The organism is Marvinbryantia formatexigens DSM 14469, from assembly GCF_025148285.1.
In the GTDB taxonomy this organism is placed as follows: Bacteria; Bacillota; Clostridia; order Lachnospirales; family Lachnospiraceae; genus Marvinbryantia; species Marvinbryantia formatexigens.
Window position 1 is genome coordinate 2367133 of sequence record NZ_CP102268.1, and the last position, 21026, is coordinate 2388158.

Here is a 21026-nt window from a genome sequence, read left to right on the forward strand (position 1 = left end):
CTCCCGTTTCTAAAAAGGGTGCCGCAGGCTCTGCCTACGACACCCTGTCCTGTTCTATGCGTTTTCTCAGGAAATCCGCAAGGTTTGTTTTAGTAGATAATGGTATCCTGTTCGCTCTGGAGCAGTTCTGCTGCATCCTGGTCTGTTGAGAACTCGAACGCGTTGGAGTAGGTTGTGGATACCAGTGTGCTGTATGTAGCGGAGTAGGAACCGGAGATATCCGGAGCCGTAATATCCGTACCGTTTGCTTTCAGAATATCAAACGGATTTGTGAGGAAGAAGGACAGGAACTTGTTGTCCGTATTTTCCGTGATAGCCGGGTCATCCCACAGCTCTGTGCGGATCGGGTCAAATCCAAGCTCTTCCCACTCATAAGTACAGCCTTCTGCGGAGAGCTTTGCAAATGCGATGAAGTCTTTTGCAAGCTGCTCGTTTTCTGTGCCTTTGATAACGGAGGTTCCGGTACCGCCCTGAAGAACTTCACGTGTATCGCCTTCGTTCCATACCGGAATCGAGTAGATAGCCATCTTCTGGTTCAGATCTGAGCAGTAATCTGTGAAACGTCCCATGTACCACAGCGGCATGGTGATGGAAGCAACGTTGCCGCCGTTCAGGAAGCCGTACCATTCTTCTGTGTGGAAGCCGCCGCCCGGTGCGATAATGCAGATGCCTTCGTCAAGCATGCTTCTGATATAATTGATAACCTCTGCGTGCTCTTCTGTTGCGATCTGCGGGTTTCCTTCTGCATCTACGTACTGTACGCCTTTTTCAAGCAGCATACACTGCGGAAGGAAGAGGTCTGAGGTCTCTACTGCGCACATCGGCTTGCCGGTCTTTTCCAGAACTGTTCTGCCTGCTTCTACATAGTCGTCCCAGGTTACGATGTCTGCCGGGTCGATGCCTGCTTCATTCATGATGTCCATGTTGTAGTAGGTAACGGTTGCGCCAAGGTGGAAGTCTACACCGTAGTAGTTGCCTTCGCTGTCGCCGTACATGGTGACACGGGACATAACAACATCATCTTTATAGGGTTCTACCGCATCGTTGATCGGAACCAGATAGCCATCCTTCAGAAAGGAACCGTAATAACCGATTTCGATATCCGCCATATCCGGTGCGCCCTCACCTGCCTGGCAGGCAATCAGCAGCTTGCTGTGCAGGGAATGGGATTCTCCGGTGGTAACGGTAAGGTTAATCGGTCTGTCCGGATTCTGCTCATTCCATACATCTGCCATTGAGGTCCAGAATGCTACGTGAAGCTCCTGGAAGGTCCAGAATTCCATGTCTGTTCCGCCGTCCACAAAGGTGTTGGTTCCCTGTGTGGAAGCGTCTTCCGCCAGCGCAGTGCCGCCGAAAGCCATTGTGAGTGCTGTTGCCGCAGCAAGTGCGCCTGTAACTAATTTTTTGTTCATGAATGTTCTCCTTTCTTGTTGCGAGATTATATTTGTTGTGTTTAGATTAACGTTATTCTTACAATTTGTCAAGATAAAAATTGACTATTTTAGTCATTTTAACATATTCAACAAAAACGATATGGCATTTTTGTATAAAATGATATGAAAAAATAGTGCAGAAAATTATCTGTTCAATATTCGCGGGGGATATGTTATGATAGTGGATATAAAAGTTCCGGCGTCCGGAATATGTGAAAGAAAAGGGGTTTTTATGCAGCGCACAAATCATCGTGTTACACTAAAAGACATTGCAGATGCCTGCGGGGTTTCCGTCAATACGGTGTCCCGCGTACTCCGCGGCGATATGCGCCTTTCGGAAGAGACCAGCCGGAAGGTGAGGGATACGGCAAACGAGCTTGGCTACATCCGGAACAATCTTGCGTCCTCCCTCAGAAAAAGAAGAAGCAATATGATTGCTATTATCATTGACGATATTAAAAACCAGTATTATACAGAAATCATTGCACAGATGAATGAACTGCTGAAAGCGCAGGGCTATAATGTCATTATCTTGTGCACGGATAAGGAAGGAACCTCGGATATGGAGATTCTGGAAACGGCGCTTTCGCATTACGTGGACGGAATCCTCTTCTTCCCCAAAACGTATGACCAGCCGATGGTGCTGCGCAGCCACCAGGCGAATACACCGGTTATTCTGGTGGGGCGCGACCTGCCGGATATGCCGGCGGACAGCGTGCGCTGTGATGACTTTGCGGGCGGCTATCTTGCCGGAAAAATTCTGACGGATTATGGTCACCGCAGGCTGCTTTATCTGGCGGGACCGCTTGATAACGGCGCCCAGCCTCTGCGTCAAGAGGGAATCCTGGCGGCACTGCGTGACGCCCGCATTCCGGAGGAGAATATCCGGATTATTTCTTCGGTGGAATTCCTGAAAGCAGTGGATGAGAACCGTGTGCATGAGCTGATACTTCCAGTGGATTATACGGCGATACTCTCTTTTAACGACCAGATGGCGTATTATGCCATGAACTGCCTGAAGAGCAGAAAAATTCATATCCCGGAGGATGTGTCGGTTATCGGATTCGATAATCTGACTGCCAGCATTCCCTATCTGATGCAGCTTTCCAGTATCTCCTGCCAGCCGGAGAAGAGCCTGGGCATCTCCGCCACCCGTCTGCTGCTCACCCGCCTGCAGGATCCGGCAATTCCGGTCAGAAAAGAAATTCTGCCGGTGGAGCTGTTTGACGGCGGAACTGTCGGACCTGCGCCGGCAGAATCAAAGACCCCGCTGTAAGCCAGGCAACTGGCTCTTTGCTTGCGGGAATAAACGCGCAGTTATCCGCTGTGCGGACCGGGAAATATTTTATCAGAAAAGCCGCGGACTGCCTTCTGCCGAAGGAAAATGTCTGCGGCTTAAAAAATTTTTGCAAGGTTTTTTATTTCCCGGTGTATAAGTAAGTGAAAGCACTGTTGAAGGTTGTTGCGAACGGAGTGAACAGCAGTAAACAGCAACTAAGCTGCAGCAGAAGGGAGGAGACGGATGGACGAAGATATTATGGAGCTGCTTGTCAACAGAGACCAGCAGGGAATCGTGCTGATTGAACAGCGCTATGAAAAGCTCATCCGCTATATTGCTGTGACGATTCTGCGCGGCAGGGACACAGTGGTGGAGGAGTGCATCAATGATGTCTATCTGAAGCTCTGGAATCATGCTGCGGAGTTTGACTGCCGGAAGGCGTCTTTTAAGACATATCTGAAGGCGGTTACGCGGAACACGGCGCTGAATCACTTACGGAAGCTGCGCAGGCTGGAGGAACTGGAGGGTCTGGATGAAGAGGATACCCTGCAGTCGGAGTACATAGATTACAGCCAGGGACCGGAGCAGAAGATGATTTTCCGCGAGGAAGTGGAAGCGCTGCGCCGTGTTCTTGCCGGACTGAAGCAAAAGGACAGAGAAATTGTGCTGCGCCGCTTTTATTACCTGCAGAGCACCAGACAGATTGCTATGGGAATGGGGATGTCGGAAAATGCGGTGGACAGCAAATTGTCCCGGCTGAAGAAAAAAATCCGGAAGCATTATGAGAAGGAGGTGGCAGAATGAGTTTGTGGAGCCAGGCGCGTCTGATTGATATATTTAGCCAGATGGATATGGAACTGGCGGCAGACGAAATCCCGGAGGGAGATATTCAGAAAGAAGAGCTTCTTCCGTATACAAAACCAAAACGGAACAAAAAAAGAATCGCCATTGTGTCCGGAATTGCGGTCACCTCGGCGGCGCTGACAGCGGCAGTGGCACTGCTTGTATGCAAAAAACATGCACGTATGGGGTCCATGTAATCAGAATGCTGTGCAGGTGCAGACCTGTACAGACAGAAAATGTTGACGAATCAGAGCGGGCGGCATAAAAGAACGCGCGCGGATAAAGGAGAGAACAATGTTAGAAAAATTAATATCAATCGTGGCGGAGCAGTTAAATGTAGAAGAGGAGCTGGTGAATCCGGAAACGGATTTCCGGAAGGACCTCGGAGCGGATTCCCTGGATTTATTTGAGCTGGTTTCCGCACTGGAAGAAGAGTACGAAGTGGAAATACCGTCGGAAGAACTGGAAAAGCTGAACACAGTACAGGCTGTGGCAGATTACCTGGAGGAAAAGGGGAGCTGGAAATAATGAGAGGAACGGCAATTACAGAATTGCTTTGTATACAGTATCCAATTCTCCAGGGCGGCATGGCATGGGTAGCGGAAAGCACCCTTGCGGCCGCCGTTTCTAATGCCGGAGGTCTGGGAATTATCGCGGCGGCAAACGCGCCCTGCGAATACGTGAGGGAGCAGATAAGAAAGGTAAGGGAGCTGACGGACAGACCGTTCGGTGTGAACATTATGCTGCTCAGTCCCTATGCGGAGGAGATTGCGCATCTTGTGGCAGAGGAGCATGTTTCGGCAGTGACGACTGGAGCGGGCAATCCGGGAACCTATATGGCGATATGGAAGGAAGCGGGAATCCGTGTGATACCGGTGGTCGCGTCGGTGGCGATGGCGAAGATGATGCAGCGCAGCGGCGCGGACGCCGTGATTGCGGAGGGCTGCGAATCCGGCGGACATATTGGAGAGACTACCACGATGGCGCTGGTGCCGCAGGTTGTTGACGCAGTACAGATACCGGTGATTGCGGCGGGCGGAATCGGCGACGGACGCGGCTTTGCGGCGGCGATGATGCTCGGAGCACAGGGCGTCCAGATGGGAACACGCTTTCTGGCGGCAAAGGAGTGCATCATTCACCCGAATTATAAGGAACGCGTCCTGCGTGCGAAGGACATTGATACGGCGGTGACGGGACGCACGGGAGGTCATCCGGTGCGCGCGCTCCGCAATAAAATGACGCGGGAATATCTGCGGATGGAGAAGGAAGGCTGCGGCTTTGAGGAGCTGGAAGCGCTGACTATCGGCGGACTGCGCAGAGCGGTGCAGGATGGCGACACCGATAACGGCTCCATGATGGCGGGACAGATTGCCGGACTTGTGAAAAAGGAGCAGACCTGCCGGGAGATAATAGAGGAAATTATGGGACAGGCAAAGGAGCTGCTGCATGAGTAAAACGGCATTTTTATTTCCGGGTCAGGGTGCGCAGTATGTGGGAATGGCACGGGAATTTTATGAGGAATACGAAGAGAGCCGCCGCATGTTTGCGCTGGCGTCGCAGGCGGCGGGCTTTTCCATAGAGGATATCTGCTTTACAGAAAATGAAAAAATCAATGAAACACAATATACACAGCCCTCTCTTCTGACGGCGTGCTGCGCGATACTGAGCGCGGTGAAGAAGGAGGGAATCCGCGCGGATGCCGCCGCCGGACTGAGCCTTGGAGAATATTGCGCGCTGACAGCGGCAGGCAGTTTTTCTTTTTCGGACGCCGTGCATACTGTATGCAGACGCGGCGTCTATATGCAGACGGCGGTACCGGAGGGGGAGGGCTGCATGTGTGCGGTACTCTCCAGAAAACCGCTGCCGGTAGAAGAAATCTGCGCGGAGATAAATGGCGTGGTCAGTCTGGCGAACGATAACTGTCCGGGACAGCAGGTTATTACCGGGGAAAAGGAGGCTGTCCGGGAGGCGTCTGAAAGATTGCTGGCGGCGGGAGCCGCGCGCGTCGTGCCGCTGAAGGTCAGCGGACCGTTCCATTCGCCCATGCTTGCCGGGGCGGGGCAGAAGCTGGCGGATGTCCTGGAGAACGTGGATATCCGGGAGCCGGAGCTTTTGTTTGTCTCCAACGTGACGGCTGAGGCGGTATCCGGTGTGCAGATGCTGCGCCGTCTGCTGGCGCAGCAGGTATATTCTCCCGTGCGCTGGCAGCAGAGTATGCGCTATCTGATTGGAGCCGGGGTGGACACCTTTATTGAAATCGGACCGGGAAAAACTCTCAGCAATTTTATGAAGAAAATTGACGGTTCTGTGAAAATGTATCATATTGAAACGCCCGCAGAGCTGCGTGCCGTGCAGGCGGAGCTGGGATAGAAACCGGCAGAAGGCTGTGCAGAATGCAGGCGGAGCTGGGATAGAAACCGGCGGAAGGCTGTGCAGAATGCAGCCGGAATGAGAGATGGGAGAAGGCTGTGCATGGCGCAGCCGGGATAGAAAGCAGGAGGAATCTATATGCTGGAAGGAAAAATTGCACTGGTGACAGGCGCCGGGCGCGGAATCGGCAGGGAGACGGCTCTGACGCTTGCCAGGTACGGCGCGGATGTTGCGGTAAATTACAGCGGTTCGCGCGAGGGTGCGCAGAATACAGCGGCGGAAATACAGGCAATGGGCAGGCGCGCGCTGGTGGTCCATGCCGATGTCACAAAAGAAGCGGACTGCACCGCCATGTTCCATGAGGTGGAGGACGCGCTTGGAAAAATTGATATTCTGGTAAATAACGCCGGGATTACCAGGGATTCTCTGGCGGTGCGCATGAGCGAGGAGGCATTCGACGCGGTGCTGGACACGAATCTGAAGGGAACTTTTTTCTGCATGAAGCTGGCGGCGGCTTCTATGATTAAGAAGCGCAGCGGCAGAATTATCAGTGTCTCCTCTATCTCCGGCGTGCGCGGAAATGCCGGGCAGATGAATTACTGCGCGGCGAAAGCGGGCGTTATCGGCATGACGAAATGTCTGGCGAGAGAGCTTGCGGCAAGAGGCGTGACGGTGAATGCGGTAGCGCCGGGATATATTGATACGGATATGACGGCGGCTCTTCCGGAACGTGCGAAGCAGGAGATTCTTTCGCAGATTCCTCTGAAACGGATGGGAAGCGCGCGGGACGTTGCGGAAGCGATTGCATTTCTGGCGTCGGACGGCGCCGGCTATATTACGGGGCAGACGCTCCTGGTGGACGGAGGAATGGGAATCTGATGAGGAGAGTAGTTGTGACCGGCATGGGGATTATTTCTCCGCTGGGAAATTCGGTAGACAGCTTCTGGAGCAGTCTGAAGGAGCAGAAGGTGGGAATCGGCACTCTGACGCGGTTTGACACCACGGATTACCGTGTGAAGGTTGCCGCGGAGATTACGGATTTTCACCCGGAAAATTATATGGACGCGAAGCTGGCAAAGAAGATGGAGCTTTTCAGCCAGTATGCGATCGCGGCGGCGGATGAGGCGATAAAGGATGCGCATCTTGCGCCGGAGAGCGAGGATTGCACGCGCATCGGCGTCTCGGTGGGATGCGGCATCGGAAGCCTGCAGATTATGGAGAAAGCGTATGAAAAGCTGCAGAAGCGGGGATCGAAGGCGATTCCGCCGCTGATGGTTCCGCGTAAGATTACCAATATGGCAGCAGGCAATGTGGCGATTCAGTATGGGCTGAAGGGAAAATGCGTGAATGTCGTGACGGCGTGTGCGACCGGAACGCATTCTATCGGGGAAGCCGCCCGCGCGATTCAGTGCGGGGATGCGGATGTGATGGTCGCAGGCGGAACGGAGGCGGCGATCACGCCGCTGGGAATCGGCGGCTTTGCGGCGCTGACAGCGCTTTCTGTCTGCGAAGACCCGCTCAGGGCGTCCCTGCCGTTTGATAAAGACCGCAGCGGCTTCGTGATGGGAGAGGGCGCCGGCGTGGTGGTGCTCGAATCCCTTGAGCATGCTCAGAAGCGCGGCGCGAAGATTTACGCAGAAATCGGCGGATATGGCGCTACCTGTGATGCGTTTCATATGACCTCGCCGGAGGAGAACGGGGAGGGCGCGGCGCGCGCGATGATGCTGGCGATGCAGGAAGCCGGGCTGACGACGAAAGAGGTGCAGTATATTAATGCGCACGGAACCGGAACGCATCATAATGATTTGTTTGAAACGCGGGCGATTAAAAAAGCCTTCGGAGAGGATGCTTATGCGCTGAATGTCAATTCGACAAAGTCCATGACGGGACATATGCTGGGCGCTGCCGGAGCGGCAGAGTTTATTGTCTGCGTGAAGAGTGTAATGGAGAATTATATCCATGCCACGGCTGGTTTTCAGGAAGCGGAGGCAGAAATGGATTTGAATTATACGAAGGAGCCGGTGGAGCGCGAGGTGACGGCGGCCATCAGTAATTCGCTCGGCTTCGGCGGCCACAACGGCAGCCTGCTGGTGAAGAAGTATACAGACTGATGCCAGATGGGACGGCAGGCTGGCACAGCAAAGAGGCAGCCTGCCGGAGAGGTGTGAGGACTGATATGGCATGGAGGCAGCCTGCCGGAGAGAAATTTGCGGGGTGAAATAACATGGAATTCAGTTTAAATGAGATATTTTGCGTAATTGATAAGGTGCAGCAGGCGGGCGTTGCTTCCCTATCCTATCAAGATGCGGACACAAAGCTGCACATAAAAATGCAGGGCGGTGCGGAAGTGGATGGAGACCGGGAGAGCGGCAGACAGGGCGGCGCCGGAGCCAATACATGCAGCGCCAGCGCAGGAATGGAAGCCGGCGGAAGCCGGGAAAGCGGCGGATATGGCGGCACCGGAGCTGATACATGCGGCGCAGGAGTGGAAGCCGGTGAAAACAGGGCGCACGCCGGAAGCACGGCGACCGGCGGAACGCATGAGGAGGCTTCGCAGGAAGGGAAAAAGACCGGAGAAGCCAGATATATAGAATCACCGATGGTGGGCACTTTTTATACAGCTCCGTCCGAGAAGGAAGCGCCGTTTGTTTCTGTGGGCGATACGGTAAAGAAGGGGCAGGTTGTGGCGATCATAGAGGCGATGAAGCTGATGAATGAAGTGGAAGCGGAGTGCAGCGGCGTCGTGGAGGAAATCCTTGCAGAAAATGAGCAGCTCGTAGAATACGGACAGCCTCTTTTCCGGCTGCGGTAGCCGGGCGGGTGCATACATGCTTTTTCCGGCTGTAGTGCGGGGCGGATGTACATACGCTTCAAGATGAAGATAGATGGGCAGGCTTATTCTGCTTAAGTACGGGCGGGTGCACATATGCTTTCGCGGCGGTGTGCCGGAAAACGGGAACAGGAGAACAATATGTTAAATGTAACACAGATTATGGAAATTTTGCCGCATCGGGCGCCATTTCTGCTGGTGGACCGCATCGACGAGCTGGAGCCGGGAAAACGGGCGGTCGGATGTAAAGCGGTAACTTATAATGAACCTTTTTTTGCCGGGCATTTTCCGCAGGAGCCGGTGATGCCGGGCGTACTGATTTGTGAGGCGCTGGCGCAGGTTGGGGCAGTGGCACTGCTGTCCTGTGAAGAATACCGCGGAAAGCTGGCGCTTTTTGGCGGAATCCAGAAGGCGAGGTTCCGTCAGAAGGTGGTTCCGGGAGACGTGCTTTGTCTGGAGACGGAGCTGATTAAATTAAAGGGAACGATTGGAGTTGCGAAAGCAACAGCGTATGTGCAGGGCAAAGTGTGCACAGAGGCGGAACTGACCTTCGTAATCCAGTAGAGGAGCGGCACAGGCGCTTCCGGGAATTTGATAGAGGAAGAAAATATGTATCAGAAGATTTTAGTTGCAAACAGAGGGGAGATTGCCGTGCGCATCCTCCGGGCGTGCCGGGAAATGGGAATCCGGACCGTTGCCGTATGCTCGACGGCGGACAAAATGGCGCTGCATGCGCAGCTTGCGGACGAATGCATCTGCATTGGCGGGGCAAAGCCATCGGAGAGCTATCTGAAGATGGAAAGTATTTTAAGCGCTGCAATCGCCTCCGGGGCGCAGGCAATTCATCCGGGCTTTGGATTTTTGTCGGAGAATGCCCGGTTTGCCAGTCTGTGCGAGCGCTGCGGAATTGACTTTATCGGTCCGTCCGCGCAGTGTATTGCAGATATGGGCGATAAAGCGGAGGCGCGCCGGAAAATGCAGCAGGCTGGGATTCCGGTGATTCCGGGAACGGAAAACGCGATGACAGATGCAGATGCCGCCCGGCGTTTTGCGGATGAAATCGGTTATCCCGTTATCATTAAGGCGTCTGCCGGAGGCGGAGGAAAAGGAATGCGCGTGGTAGAGCAGCCGGAGCAGTTTGAGGAAGCCTTCCGGCTGGCGCAGCGGGAGACGCAGCTTGCATTTGGCGACGACCATATGTATGTGGAAAAATACCTCCATCCGGTACGTCACATAGAGTTTCAGATACTTGCGGACAGGCAGGGAAATACGATTCATCTTGGAGAACGCGACTGCTCTATACAGCGCAGACATCAGAAGCTTGTGGAGGAAGCTCCGGCGGTATTTCTGTCTGAAGAGCTGCGCGAAGAAATGGGAAAAGCTGCAGTTGACGCCGCAAAGGCAGCAGGGTATTACAGTGCCGGAACCGTTGAATTTCTGGTGGATTCCCGGAATCATTTTTATTTCATGGAAATGAATACCAGAATCCAGGTGGAGCATCCGGTCACGGAGATGGTGACGGGTGTGGACCTGATAAAGGAAATGATACGTATTTCGGCGGGAGAAAAGCTCTCTTATTGCCAGAGTGACATCTGCGTGCGCGGACATGCGATTGAGTGCCGGATTACGGCGGAAGATGCCGGGCGCGGATTTCTTCCCAGCACGGGAACCGTCACCGAGTTGCATATTCCGGGTGGAAATGGAGTCCGTGTGGATACGATGCTGTATAACGGCTGTGAGATTCTTCCATATTATGATTCCATGCTTGCCAAGGTAATTGTATGTGGCAGAAACAGGGAGGAAGCTATCAGCAAAATGAGAAGTGCGCTGGGTGAGCTTATTATAGAGGGTGTCACAACAAACCGGGATTTCCAGTATGAGCTGACGGGCAGCGATGAATTTGCAGCCGGAGATATAGATGCGATAAATGAACGCTTGCAGACGGAGGATATGCGGCGCCGGTGAATGGGAAAAGATGTGAGCAGGAAAAACGGCGGACTGGCGGACAGGAATTTGAGGAAGGGACAGGAATGCGATGCTGAAAGAACATTTTAAGAGACAGGCGGAGGAACCGGCGGAACTGACGAAAAAAAAGAACCGGCCGGCGGGCAGAGGACAGGTACCGGACGGCATGTTCCGGAAATGCGACGGCTGCCGGAAGGTCGTCTGCGAGGAGGATGTGCAGAAGAATCTGTATTGCTGTCCGGAATGTGGAAAACATTTCCGGATTGAACCGCGCGTGAGGATAACTCTGACGGTGGATGCGGACAGCTTCCGGGAGTGGGATGCCGGGCTTGTCGGAAAAAATCCGCTTGGGTTTGACGGCTATGAGGAGAAGCTGCAGCAGGTCAGAGAGAGCACAGGACTTTCCGAGGCGGTTCTGACCGGGGAAGCGCTGATTGGCGGCATCCGCACAGCAATCGGCGCAATGTCGGCAGATTTTCTGATGGGAAGCATGGGAGAGGCGGTCGGAGAAAAAATCACCCGCATGGTTGAGCGGGCGACCAGGGAGCGGCTGCCGGTTATTCTGTTCTGCTGTTCCGGCGGTGCGCGTATGCAGGAAGGAATTTTCTCTCTGATGCAGATGGCAAAGACCGCGCAGGCGCTGAAAAAGCATGATGAAGCCGGGCTTTTATATGTTCCGGTGCTGACGGATCCGACGACCGGCGGTGTGACGGCAAGCTTTGCGATGCTTGGTGATGTGATTCTCGCGGAGCAGGAGGCGCTGATTGGCTTTGCCGGACCGCGCGTGATACGGCAGACAATCGGGCAGAAGCTTCCGGCGGGTTTTCAGAGCGCGGAATTTCTGCAGAAGCATGGTTTTGCGGACCGGGTGGTAAAGCGGCGGCAGCTCAGAAAAACGCTTACGATACTTTTGCAGAGCGCAGGAGGAAAAGAATATGACGGAAAAACAATATGATGCATGGGAGTGCGTGCAGAAGGCGCGCAGTACGAACCGCCCATACGCCAGAGAGTATATTGCGCAGGTTTTTGATGGCTTTATGGAGCTGCACGGGGACAGGCTGTACGGAGATGACCGTGCGGTAATCGGCGGCATTGCTTCCATAGAGGGGCAGTATGTCACGGTAATTGGACAGCAGAAGGGGCGCAGCGCAAAGGAAAATAAGCACCGGAATTTCGGAATGCCCAATCCGGAGGGCTATCGCAAGGCGCTGAGGCTGGCAAAGCAGGCGGAAAAATTCGGCAGACCGGTGATTTTTTTTGTGGATACGCCGGGAGCTTTCTGTGGAATTGAAGCGGAGGAACGCGGACAGGGGGAGGCGATTGCGCGCAATCTCTGTGAGCTTTCGGACCTGCGTGTGCCGGTGCTTTCCATCATAACGGGCGAGGGCGGCTCCGGCGGGGCGCTGGCGCTCGCGGTGGCGAACGAAGTCTGGATGCTGGAAAACGCTGTTTATTCTATCCTGTCGCCGGAGGGCTTCGCGTCCATTCTCTGGAAGGACGGAAAGCGTGCGCCGGAGGCAGCGGCGGTCATGAAAATGACGGCGGCGGAGCTGGCGGATGCCGGAATTATAGAAAAGGTGATTCCGGAAGCGGTTCCGGCGGATAAGGACGATATGGGAGAACTGGCGGCCTGTCTGCGGCAGGAGATTTTAGAATTTCTGAAAAAATACCAGGGTAAATCGGGAACGGAGATTGCCGAAGCGCGGTATCAGAGATTCCGCAGGATGTAAGGCGCAGTATCCTGTGGACGAGCTGAGGCTGGAATACTGGAAGAAACAGTTTTACCGCATGACGCCGTATGCGGAACCGATGTTATCCCCTTCGAGCAGCACTTTTTTTACTTTTCTCTGCAGAGAGGTATCTTCTTTAAGCTTGCGGCAGTCCGTTTCTGCGGATACGTGAAACAGCCATTGGATAAATTCCCTATCGTCGGGGTTCGTGCTGATAAGGTCGAACCGGCGCTGGAATTTCCGGATATTGGAGCTTTCATCCAGCAGGGCGCCAAGCTTTGGCGATAGCAGCCAGGAATCGCAGGTATACCGGCAGCCGGTATATTCCGGATAGTATTTTTTGCAAAATTCGACTGACTGGCGCAGGGATTCCTCCACAGATGCATCACGGAAATCCGCATCGGAGGGAATGTGGACTGCGATTGCCGGTTTGTTTTCATAACGGGTCCACTCGTACTCAAGAGCACCAATCCGGAATAAGGTCATGGAAAGCTGACGGTATGTCCACCAGCCGCGGTCAAACGCATATCTTCCCGTTTCGGCGTAACATTCACCGATAAATCTGGTAAAGCATTTCATGGTATCCACGTAAATTTCATCGGGGATATGTTTCTGCCTGTATTTTTCATAATCTCTTGCCGCACATTCCAGACTGCATGCAAGAAGAGAAAGATTATCCGGGTCTTCGCCGAAATAATTTTTCAGCTCTTCATAAGCTTCCGGGGCTGTCCGGATGTCCGTCAGCCGGTCAAGCTGGTCTGCCAGAACCGGAAAGTGGATGTTTTTTACAACGTCATAAAGTCTGCTGACGACTTCCTTCTGCAACTGAATTTTTCTGCACAATTCAAATAATTCCATTTTCTTCTCCTCCTGCCTTATTAAATAAAACCATTGTAGCATACAAAGTTTCTTCTGAAAACTCTTAATCGGGCTTCCATATGGATTGCAAGGCTGATTTTTTGCTGGTGGAGGAAGATAATTGTCGAAGCCATTGCGAAGGCGTACATCCCATATGGCGTTTGAAGGTCTCGATGAAGGACTTCACATTTGGAAAGCCGTTGTTCAGCGCGGCGTCCGAAAGGTTGACCGAGACGTTGCGTTTGATATCGTCAATACAATGCATAAGACGGATATCTTGAAGATATTGATAAAAATTGCAGCCGGCATTGTTTTTGAACATCCGGGACAAGTGCTCCGGGGTGTAATGAAATTGCTGTGCGATAGAGGACAGAGTAATAGAGTCCGCATAGTGTCTGTTCAGATATTGCAGAATCGGGCGGAGCTTCTCAAGGCTGTCGCTGTTTACCTTGCTGTCTTTGGCAGCGGACTGTATGCAATATTTTTTCAAAAGAACCATAAAATGAAAGACCTGCTCCATCCCTTCCAGACTTTCAAGAAGCTTCTGATTATCCAGCTCTCCAAACCGGAGGATACTCTTCGCAATCGTTTCTCTTGCCTCTTCGTTTTCCGGAATCTGGAAACGTGTGTCATTTCCCAACCAGCAGTCAAAAAGATTTTTTGAAAAAAGAACGGTGAAGCCTTCGTAGAAATCGTTTGTCTGAACCCAGTAATTTCCATGCAGTTCGCCGCTGTTGACCACATTCCATTCTCCAGCCATCTGCTCCCGTTTTTTCCCGGAGATGAGAGTCAGGATTCGTCCGCTGGTTGTCAGATTAAATTCCACGCTGGTATGCCAGTGGAGATATGTATAAATATTTTCACCTTTTAATGAGTGAAAGTAGACTTTGACCGGCACATTCGCAAAAATATAGTCTTCTTTTTCATACAGCTCGTACATGGGAATTCTCCTTTGCAAGGCAGTTTTTATTATTTTACACCGTCTTAGCGCAGAAGCGCAAGCTATGGATAAAATACATCAAAATATGACAATCCGATCATCAAACATAAACAAGATACAAAAGGAAAAGAATGCTAATATAGAGGCAGCTTCAGGGTGGACGCAAACAATAATTTTATTTCAGGGAGGTTATTATGCAAAAAAAACGATTATTGCAAATGAAGAGGACAGGGGCATTTCTTCTGACAGGGACAATGCTTGCAGTCTGGATGACGGGGTGCGGGAGTTCCACTGGCGATTCGCCTGCGTCTGATGACGGGAAGGTTGCCATCACAATCTTTAATACGAAGTCGGAGATTCAGGACCAGATGGTGGAGATGGCAGAAAAATATTCCAAAGAGAAGGGGGTCAGCGTGGAGGTCTATTATTCCAACGACCCTCCGGCAACGCACCTCAGCACGAAATATGCATCGGACGATCCTTACACCATCAGTATGGTCGACGCTAAAAATATTACCACGTTGGGAGCGGAGCATGGGATCGATTTATCTGATGAAAAATGGGTAGATGACACAGAAATGGAAATACGCATTGACGATAAGGTTTATGGATTCCCTGTTTGCGTAGAAGGACGGGGTCTTATGTACAATGCGGATGCAATCGAAAAGATTACTGGAAAAGCCTTTGCCCCGGAAAGTATTACGAATCTGGATGAGTTTGAGGATTTGCTGGAGGAGCTCGCTGCGGGCGGAATGAAAAGTCCGGTTGGCATTCAGAAAGAGGATTGGTCTCTTGCGGCACATTACCTTGCGGAAATCTACGATAAGGCAGAAAATCCGGACGCGTATGTGGAGGGACTGCACGATGGCTCCATTAATATTGCAGAGGACGACAGCTTTAACGCTCTGATGGATACTTTTGATGTGCTCATGAAGTACAATTATGCGAAGGATTCTGCCGTTGCCGCTGAACGCGAACTGACAGAGCAGAAATTTGCGGAAGGCGAGATTGCATTTCTGTACGGAGGCAACTGGGACTGGTCCCTTATTAATGCCTATGATTACACGGAAAATATGGGGATAATGCCCGTGCCGGAAAACATAGAATCCGATACGAAGGATCAGATTGCTGGCGGTGCGACAAAATTCTTTTATATTGATTCCTCTGATGAGATTTCTGATAAGGAACGCGAAGCAGCCAGAGACTTTCTGAACTGGCTTGTCTATGATGAAGAAGGGCAGAAGTTTGTTACGGAGGACTGCAATATGATTTCTCCGTTTTCGACCAACAGTACACTGGAAGTGTCGGATCCTCTGAGCAAATCTGTTCAATCATATCTTGAGGCGGGAAAGATTACCGGAATGTATGATTATCAGCCGGACGATTACTATACAGTAGTAGGAGCGTCTTTCCAGAAATATCTTGCGGGTCAGATGAGTCGTTCTGATTTCGCAAAGGATATTCAGACCTACTGGAAAAATACGGCACTGGTGGAACATTAGTTTTTGCAAAAAGGAAAAGGGAAAAATATGGGAAAAATATATGCAGAAAAAGAAGGAATACCGAGTCTCTGGCTTACGAATATGATGGAGCGGTGGGAAGGACAGCTCTGCCATGTGCATGGTTATATCATTTTACGAAATGGAAATACTGTAGCAGAAGCATACCGGTACCCGTATACCAGAGAGAGCAGAAGAATCCTGCATTCTGTCAGCAAGACAATAACGGCAATCGCGATTGGTATGGCGGTAAGCGAAGGTTTGATTTCCGTAGATGATAAAGTGTTATCCTTCTTTCCCGGATATGAGCCACAGCAGAAACCGGATGATTTTCTGAAGGAGCTGACGATTGCTCATCTGCTTACAATGTCAGTCGGACATCCGGGAGACGATCTGAATAGTATTTATGCAGAAAACCGACCAGTATGGAAAACATTTCTGGACACGGAGATGGTATGCCGACCGGGTTCCAGATTTGTTTATAACAGTGGAGCTACATATATGTTATCTAAGATTCTGACTATGGTGACCGGGGAAAAGCTGCTGGATTATCTGCAGCCCCGCCTGTTTGAACCCCTGGGCATTACGGATGTGGACTGGGATGAGATAGACGGGGCGAGCACAGGCGGATGGGGCTGTATGCTTTCACTTCCGGATATGGCAAAAATCGGACAGCTTTTGCTTCAGAAAGGAAGCTGGGACGGACAGCAGCTTCTGCCGGAAACATGGGTGGAAGAAATGACAGGATGGAAGATTGCTTCCGATGAGACCAATGTCCTGGCGGACTGGAGATGTGGTTATTGCTATCAGATGTGGCGCTGCTCGCGGGAAGGGTGTTTCCGGGCGGATGGAGCTTTCGGGCAATATATTCTGGTGATGCCGCCAAAGAAAATGGTGGCCGTAATCTGGAGTGAGGATGCATATTCTCAGGATATGCTGGATTGCTTTTGGGAGGAGGTTTATGATAAAGCGGATGACAGAATCTACGGAATAGATGGAAGAGTTTATGAAGTTTTTCATAAAAAATGCCGTGAATGGGCTGCGCCGCTTCGGCTTGCACCGTCCTGCTCTTTTAAGGAAACGCAAATCTCGGATAAAACGTATCAGTCAGTGCGGATGGGAGCTTTTATAGACAGTATGAGTTTTTCTTTTTCACAGGAAGGATATTTAAAAATAACGATGGGAAAAGGGGAGAAGGTATCAGAAATCTATGCCGGTAATACGGAAATGTATCTGGGAGAGGGAAAAATGAATTTTGAGATTGCTTCTTATATCCGGCTGGGAAAGAAGCGGCTGGAGCCTGCAAAATATGGAGCGGTGTATCAGTGGATATCAGATCGAGCTCTTAAGATTATGATTAATTGGCTGGAGACGCCCCACAATATGGAAATTACCTGTGTATTTGGAGAGACTTGCGTAACAGCGGTTCTTTCTGTGAGCTACAGAAAGCTTTTGCTGGAGTTTGATGATTCGGCATCGATTTTTAATGTTGATGAATGTTTTGTGGGGGAGATTTTATAACTAATATAAAGAACAGAGCGGATTCGAGTGGAGGAAAAGGTATCTTTGGATGCGCCAGCGGCGGTTCATGCTGATACTTCAGGGAGAAGAATTTCTCGACAGCAACCGTCATTTGTCCGGGCGTCTGCCCCAGGCGGCGCGAGGAAGCGGCGGCAGCCGGAATCTGCACAAAACCGCATTACTCGAAGTGCTTTAAGCATATAAATGGATGAAGCTTTACATAAAATTCCTGCAGGTTCATGTACCGGTAAAACCGGCGCCTGCAGGCTTTTTTTGTCGAGCGGAAATGCTTTTCAAAACCGGATTTGTGCTTTATACTCTGCAAGTGACGGCGGACATGCAGTTACCCGGGGATGATGCGTGGGACGACCGTCAGAAACCAAATTTCATAAAAATTAAAAAGGGGGATCACTATGATACGCACAATCATAGAAACAGGCACATTACTTTACGCGATGGCGGCAGTCGGGATGCTGGGGATACTTTGTCAGCTCATTATTAGCAGGCGCTATAAGCTGCTGATACGGGAGGCGTCGGACACACAACTGGAAAAGCGGGATTTTATGAAACAATTGCGGTACAAATTCCGGATGGACAAAAAGCGGAGCAATGAAAATGTAAACATTCCCGTCTTTGTACGGCGGAGCATGTGTGATTACCGTTTCATGCGCATGACCTTCCATCAATGGAAGCGGCTGGCCGGCGGGCTTTATATCATTAGTATGGCGGCAGCCGCGGCGGGTCTTATTTATTGTTTCCGGACGGGATTATCCGATACATATATACAGAATGTCCTGTGGACGGCAGGCGGCATAACGGCGGCGACCGTGGCATTTGGCTTGTGGACAGACCTTCCGTATAAGGCGTCCTACCTGCAGATGGAGCTGGAGGATTATTTCTTCCACAGCGGAGCGGCGGTCGAGTACCAGGAGGCGGAAGCAGAGGTGGCGGCTGCAGCTGTTGCAGCCCCTGTTAAGGCAAAAGTGCCGTCTGTGATCGGCATCCGCAAAAAGAAGGGAGAACAGGTGGAGACGAAGGCGCAGCGGGAAAAGCGGGAACTGAAAACGAATCTGGCAAAAATAAAAGAAGGCGCGCGGGAAACGGCTGTTTCAGACAGCGACCGGGAACGGAACCGGGAGCTGTTGCGGCAGATGGATTCCAAAGAACAGGAGCGGATTATCCGGGACGTGTTAGCGGAATTTCTGGCCTAAAAACCGGGCATGCGCCCTATGCTGCTTGTTTCAAAACATCCGGCGTGCAAGCAAGCTTGCGCCGTCTGTTTGAAAAAGCAGCGCACGGCTTTATGGGTATGCACTTTACATTTCTCGTGCAGTCTGATAAAATAAACGTATTGAAGGGCAAAGCCCAAATGAGAAAAAGGAGCGAATAACAATGGGAAACAGAGTAACGTTCGATTATTCAAAAGCAGGGAAGTTTATCAGCGATGCTGAGATGGCGTGTATGGAGAAGACCGTTGCGCTTGCGAAGGAGACACTGGTGTCTAAGTCCGGCGCGGGCAACGATTTTCTGGGATGGATCGACCTTCCGGTAGACTATGACAAAGAGGAATTTGCCAGAATTAAAGCGGCAGCCGAGAAAATCAAGGGCGACAGCGAGGTGCTGGTCGTTATCGGTATCGGCGGTTCTTATCTGGGTGCGAGAGCGGCGATTGAATTTTTACGTCACAGCTTCTACAACACGGTTTCGAAGGAAATCCGCAAGACACCGGAAATTTATTTCGCGGGCAACAGCATCAGCAGCACGTATCTGAAGCATCTGATTGATGTGATCGGAGACAGAGATTTCTCTGTAAATATTATTTCAAAATCGGGAACCACCACGGAGCCGGCGATTGCTTTCCGTGTATTCAAGGAAATGCTGGAAAAGAAATATGGCAAGGCAGAGGCTGCAAAGCGTATCTATGCAACGACCGATAAAGCCAGAGGAGCGTTAAAAGGACTTGCAACAGAAGAGGGATACGAGAGCTTTGTGGTTCCGGACGATGTGGGAGGACGTTTCTCTGTTCTTACCGCGGTAGGTCTGCTTCCAATCGCGGTGAGCGGAGCGGATATTGATAAATTGATGGAGGGCGCGGCTGCAGGCAGAAAGCATGCGCTGGAGGCGGATTTTGCCGACAATGACGCGCTGAAATATGCTGCGGTGCGCAACATCCTGCTTAGAAAAGGAAAATCTGTTGAAATTCTTGCAAATTACGAGCCGAGCCTGCACTATGTATCCGAATGGTGGAAGCAGCTCTATGGCGAGAGCGAAGGAAAAGACCAGAAGGGTATTTTCCCGGCATCTGTTGATCTGACGACCGACCTGCATTCTATGGGACAGTTCATCCAGGATGGCGCGCGCATCATGTTTGAGACGGTTCTGAATGTGGAGGAATCACAGTGTGAGATTACGATCGGCGAGGAGCCGGTGGATCTGGACGGTCTGAATTATCTGGCGGGCAAGACCGTAGATTTTGTAAATAAGAGCGCCATGAACGGAACGATTCTTGCGCATACGGACGGCAACGTGCCCAACCTGATGGTCAATATTCCGCGGCAGGATGAATATACACTCGGCGAGCTGTTTTATTTCTTTGAGTTTGCGTGCGGCGTAAGCGGCTATATTCTGGGCGTAAATCCGTTCAACCAGCCGGGCGTTGAGAGCTACAAGAAGAACATGTTTGCACTGCTTGGCAAGCCGGGATACGAAAAAGAGCGTGAAGAACTTCTGAAACGCCTGTAAGGAGCACAGGAACATGAAAATAGTTATGCTGGAGCGCAGCTCCCTTGGAGAGGATATTGATTTAACGCAGTTTGAAAATCTGGGAGAACTGGTGATGTATGACCAGTCAACTGCAGCAGACACGCCGGAAAAGGTAAAGGATGCGGATATCATTATCGTCAACAAGGTCCCGATGAACCGGGAAACGCTGGAGGGCGCTGCTAATCTGAAGATGATTGCCATTACAGCCACCGGATACAACATCATCGACAAAGCTTATACGGACAGCAGGGGAATCGCGGTAGCCAACGTGGGCGGGTATTCGACCGATTCCGTTGCACAGCATACCTTTGCGCTGGCGCTGTATCTGCTGGAACAGCTGGATTATTATGATAAGTATGTAAAGTCCGGCGAATATGTAAAATGTGATATTTTCTGTCATATGGACAGGAGAATTTCCGAGCTGGCGGGAAAGACCTGGGGCATTATCGGGCTTGGCGCGATCGGAAAGCGTGTGGCGCAGATTGCGCAGGTGTTTGGCTGCAATGTCATATATTATTCTACTTCCGGGAAGAACAGGGACAGCGTTTATGAATCGGTATCCCTGGACGAGCTGCTTGCACGGGCGGATGTGGTGTCCATTCACTCACCGCTGAACACAGCGACGGAAAATATGATGAATATGGAACGGTTCCGCAAAATGAAGCCGGAAGCGATTCTGATTAATGTGGCAAGAGGTCCGATCGTAAACGAGCGGGATCTTGTCACGGCACTGAATGAAAACCTGATTGCCGGAGCCGGGCTGGATGTTATCTCGGCGGAGCCTATGAAAGCGGGAAATCCACTTCTGGAGATACAGGACAGCACAAAGCTGATCGTAACGCCGCATATTGCATGGGCAACGCGCGAGGCGAGAAGCCGTCTGATGGATGAGGTATATTTGAATATCCAGGCATTTCTGCGCGGGGAGAAGAGAAATCTGATTCCGTAGCAGGGCGCCGGGAATATTGCGTGCGCCGCACGGCAGAGGAACCTGT

Annotated in this window: 21 protein-coding genes; 18 read left to right on the forward strand and 3 right to left on the reverse strand. The window is 51.5% G+C overall.

The window, feature by feature from the left end:
• Nucleotides 1-89: 89 nt before the first annotated feature.
• Complete coding sequence (locus NQ534_RS11265; RefSeq protein ID WP_006859816.1) at nt 90-1412, reverse strand: ABC transporter substrate-binding protein; 1323 nt, start codon at nt 1410-1412, stop codon at nt 90-92.
• A gap of 253 nt (nt 1413-1665) precedes the next feature.
• On the opposite strand from NQ534_RS11265, the gene NQ534_RS11270 reads away from it, so the two are divergent.
• From NQ534_RS11270 to NQ534_RS11330, 13 genes are all read left to right on the forward strand, one after another.
• The gene (locus NQ534_RS11270; protein ID WP_260042607.1) at nt 1666-2709 is read left to right on the forward strand and encodes a LacI family DNA-binding transcriptional regulator; all 1044 of its coding nucleotides are present in this window, start codon (nt 1666-1668) and stop codon (nt 2707-2709) included.
• 246 nt (nt 2710-2955) lie between these two features.
• Nucleotides 2956-3516, forward strand: a complete 561-nt coding sequence (locus NQ534_RS11275) for an RNA polymerase sigma factor (protein ID WP_006859819.1) — start codon at nt 2956-2958, stop codon at nt 3514-3516.
• Entirely contained in the window at nt 3513-3752 is a 240-nt protein-coding gene (locus tag NQ534_RS11280) for a hypothetical protein (protein ID WP_006859820.1), read from the forward strand. Before NQ534_RS11275 ends, NQ534_RS11280 begins: the two co-directional genes overlap by 4 nt.
• A gap of 97 nt (nt 3753-3849) precedes the next feature.
• Nucleotides 3850-4083 carry an acyl carrier protein gene (gene acpP, locus NQ534_RS11285; RefSeq protein WP_006859821.1) on the forward strand — a complete coding sequence of 78 codons (234 nt, stop codon included), beginning with the start codon at nt 3850-3852 and terminating at the stop codon, nt 4081-4083.
• Entirely contained in the window at nt 4083-5009 is a 927-nt protein-coding gene (gene fabK / locus NQ534_RS11290) for an enoyl-[acyl-carrier-protein] reductase FabK (RefSeq protein ID WP_006859822.1), read from the forward strand. Before acpP ends, fabK begins: the two co-directional genes overlap by 1 nt.
• Nucleotides 5002-5925, forward strand: coding sequence for an ACP S-malonyltransferase (fabD, locus tag NQ534_RS11295; RefSeq protein WP_006859823.1), 924 nt, complete (start codon nt 5002-5004; stop codon nt 5923-5925). The genes fabK and fabD overlap by 8 nt, the downstream gene beginning before the upstream one ends.
• A gap of 138 nt (nt 5926-6063) precedes the next feature.
• A complete protein-coding gene (fabG, locus tag NQ534_RS11300) occupies nt 6064-6804 on the forward strand; it encodes a 3-oxoacyl-[acyl-carrier-protein] reductase (RefSeq protein WP_006859824.1) in 741 nt (246 codons plus the stop codon).
• Nucleotides 6804-8036 carry a beta-ketoacyl-ACP synthase II gene (fabF, locus tag NQ534_RS11305; RefSeq protein ID WP_006859825.1) on the forward strand — a complete coding sequence of 411 codons (1233 nt, stop codon included), beginning with the start codon at nt 6804-6806 and terminating at the stop codon, nt 8034-8036. Before fabG ends, fabF begins: the two co-directional genes overlap by 1 nt.
• Before the next feature lie 113 nt (nt 8037-8149).
• Nucleotides 8150-8737 carry an acetyl-CoA carboxylase biotin carboxyl carrier protein gene (gene accB / locus NQ534_RS11310; protein ID WP_006859826.1) on the forward strand — a complete coding sequence of 196 codons (588 nt, stop codon included), beginning with the start codon at nt 8150-8152 and terminating at the stop codon, nt 8735-8737.
• 159 nt (nt 8738-8896) lie between these two features.
• Nucleotides 8897-9319 (forward strand): 3-hydroxyacyl-ACP dehydratase FabZ, encoded by a 423-nt coding sequence (fabZ, locus tag NQ534_RS11315; protein ID WP_040781341.1) that lies wholly within the window; start codon nt 8897-8899, stop codon nt 9317-9319.
• 45 nt (nt 9320-9364) lie between these two features.
• Nucleotides 9365-10720 carry an acetyl-CoA carboxylase biotin carboxylase subunit gene (accC, locus tag NQ534_RS11320; protein WP_006859828.1) on the forward strand — a complete coding sequence of 452 codons (1356 nt, stop codon included), beginning with the start codon at nt 9365-9367 and terminating at the stop codon, nt 10718-10720.
• Nucleotides 10721-10790: 70 nt separating this feature from the next.
• On the forward strand, nt 10791-11675 hold the full coding sequence (accD, locus tag NQ534_RS11325) for an acetyl-CoA carboxylase, carboxyltransferase subunit beta (RefSeq protein ID WP_006859829.1): 885 nt from the start codon (nt 10791-10793) through the stop codon (nt 11673-11675).
• Nucleotides 11656-12450, forward strand: a complete 795-nt coding sequence (locus NQ534_RS11330) for an acetyl-CoA carboxylase carboxyltransferase subunit alpha (protein ID WP_006859830.1) — start codon at nt 11656-11658, stop codon at nt 12448-12450. The genes accD and NQ534_RS11330 overlap by 20 nt, the downstream gene beginning before the upstream one ends.
• Before the next feature lie 51 nt (nt 12451-12501).
• Here the strand turns inward: NQ534_RS11330 and NQ534_RS11335 are convergent, their stop codons facing one another.
• Both NQ534_RS11335 and NQ534_RS11340 read right to left on the reverse strand, forming a co-directional pair.
• Nucleotides 12502-13308: an acyltransferase domain-containing protein gene (locus NQ534_RS11335; RefSeq protein WP_050778252.1), complete on the reverse strand. Its 807-nt coding sequence runs from the start codon at nt 13306-13308 to the stop codon at nt 12502-12504.
• 64 nt (nt 13309-13372) lie between these two features.
• Nucleotides 13373-14248, reverse strand: coding sequence for a helix-turn-helix transcriptional regulator (locus NQ534_RS11340; protein WP_006859833.1), 876 nt, complete (start codon nt 14246-14248; stop codon nt 13373-13375).
• A gap of 194 nt (nt 14249-14442) precedes the next feature.
• On the opposite strand from NQ534_RS11340, the gene NQ534_RS11345 reads away from it, so the two are divergent.
• The 5 genes from NQ534_RS11345 (at nt 14443) to NQ534_RS11365 (ending at nt 20980) form a co-directional block, all read left to right on the forward strand.
• Nucleotides 14443-15750, forward strand: a complete 1308-nt coding sequence (locus tag NQ534_RS11345) for an ABC transporter substrate-binding protein (RefSeq protein WP_242655292.1) — start codon at nt 14443-14445, stop codon at nt 15748-15750.
• 27 nt (nt 15751-15777) lie between these two features.
• Complete coding sequence (locus tag NQ534_RS11350; protein WP_006859835.1) at nt 15778-17268, forward strand: serine hydrolase; 1491 nt, start codon at nt 15778-15780, stop codon at nt 17266-17268.
• 413 nt (nt 17269-17681) lie between these two features.
• Nucleotides 17682-18479, forward strand: coding sequence for a hypothetical protein (locus NQ534_RS11355; RefSeq protein ID WP_040781214.1), 798 nt, complete (start codon nt 17682-17684; stop codon nt 18477-18479).
• A 181-nt stretch (nt 18480-18660) separates the two neighbouring features.
• Nucleotides 18661-20010, forward strand: coding sequence for a glucose-6-phosphate isomerase (locus tag NQ534_RS11360; protein WP_006859840.1), 1350 nt, complete (start codon nt 18661-18663; stop codon nt 20008-20010).
• A 13-nt stretch (nt 20011-20023) separates the two neighbouring features.
• Nucleotides 20024-20980, forward strand: coding sequence for a D-2-hydroxyacid dehydrogenase (locus NQ534_RS11365; RefSeq protein WP_006859841.1), 957 nt, complete (start codon nt 20024-20026; stop codon nt 20978-20980).
• Nucleotides 20981-21026: the final 46 nt, after the last annotated feature.

Bases quoted from the DNA above. Each gene is read 5' to 3' on its own strand.
- NQ534_RS11265 (WP_006859816.1), bottom strand. From the start codon at position 1,412: ATGAACAAAAAATTAGTTACAGGCGCACTTGCTGCGGCAACAGCACTC.
- NQ534_RS11270 (WP_260042607.1), top strand. From the start codon at position 1,666: ATGCAGCGCACAAATCATCGTGTTACACTAAAAGACATTGCAGATGCC.
- NQ534_RS11275 (WP_006859819.1), top strand. From the start codon at position 2,956: ATGGACGAAGATATTATGGAGCTGCTTGTCAACAGAGACCAGCAGGGA.
- NQ534_RS11280 (WP_006859820.1), top strand. From the start codon at position 3,513: ATGAGTTTGTGGAGCCAGGCGCGTCTGATTGATATATTTAGCCAGATG.
- acpP (WP_006859821.1), top strand. From the start codon at position 3,850: ATGTTAGAAAAATTAATATCAATCGTGGCGGAGCAGTTAAATGTAGAA.
- fabK (WP_006859822.1), top strand. From the start codon at position 4,083: ATGAGAGGAACGGCAATTACAGAATTGCTTTGTATACAGTATCCAATT.
- fabD (WP_006859823.1), top strand. From the start codon at position 5,002: ATGAGTAAAACGGCATTTTTATTTCCGGGTCAGGGTGCGCAGTATGTG.
- fabG (WP_006859824.1), top strand. From the start codon at position 6,064: ATGCTGGAAGGAAAAATTGCACTGGTGACAGGCGCCGGGCGCGGAATC.
- fabF (WP_006859825.1), top strand. From the start codon at position 6,804: ATGAGGAGAGTAGTTGTGACCGGCATGGGGATTATTTCTCCGCTGGGA.
- accB (WP_006859826.1), top strand. From the start codon at position 8,150: ATGGAATTCAGTTTAAATGAGATATTTTGCGTAATTGATAAGGTGCAG.
- fabZ (WP_040781341.1), top strand. From the start codon at position 8,897: ATGTTAAATGTAACACAGATTATGGAAATTTTGCCGCATCGGGCGCCA.
- accC (WP_006859828.1), top strand. From the start codon at position 9,365: ATGTATCAGAAGATTTTAGTTGCAAACAGAGGGGAGATTGCCGTGCGC.
- accD (WP_006859829.1), top strand. From the start codon at position 10,791: ATGCTGAAAGAACATTTTAAGAGACAGGCGGAGGAACCGGCGGAACTG.
- NQ534_RS11330 (WP_006859830.1), top strand. From the start codon at position 11,656: ATGACGGAAAAACAATATGATGCATGGGAGTGCGTGCAGAAGGCGCGC.
- NQ534_RS11335 (WP_050778252.1), bottom strand. From the start codon at position 13,308: ATGGAATTATTTGAATTGTGCAGAAAAATTCAGTTGCAGAAGGAAGTC.
- NQ534_RS11340 (WP_006859833.1), bottom strand. From the start codon at position 14,248: ATGTACGAGCTGTATGAAAAAGAAGACTATATTTTTGCGAATGTGCCG.
- NQ534_RS11345 (WP_242655292.1), top strand. From the start codon at position 14,443: ATGCAAAAAAAACGATTATTGCAAATGAAGAGGACAGGGGCATTTCTT.
- NQ534_RS11350 (WP_006859835.1), top strand. From the start codon at position 15,778: ATGGGAAAAATATATGCAGAAAAAGAAGGAATACCGAGTCTCTGGCTT.
- NQ534_RS11355 (WP_040781214.1), top strand. From the start codon at position 17,682: ATGATACGCACAATCATAGAAACAGGCACATTACTTTACGCGATGGCG.
- NQ534_RS11360 (WP_006859840.1), top strand. From the start codon at position 18,661: ATGGGAAACAGAGTAACGTTCGATTATTCAAAAGCAGGGAAGTTTATC.
- NQ534_RS11365 (WP_006859841.1), top strand. From the start codon at position 20,024: ATGAAAATAGTTATGCTGGAGCGCAGCTCCCTTGGAGAGGATATTGAT.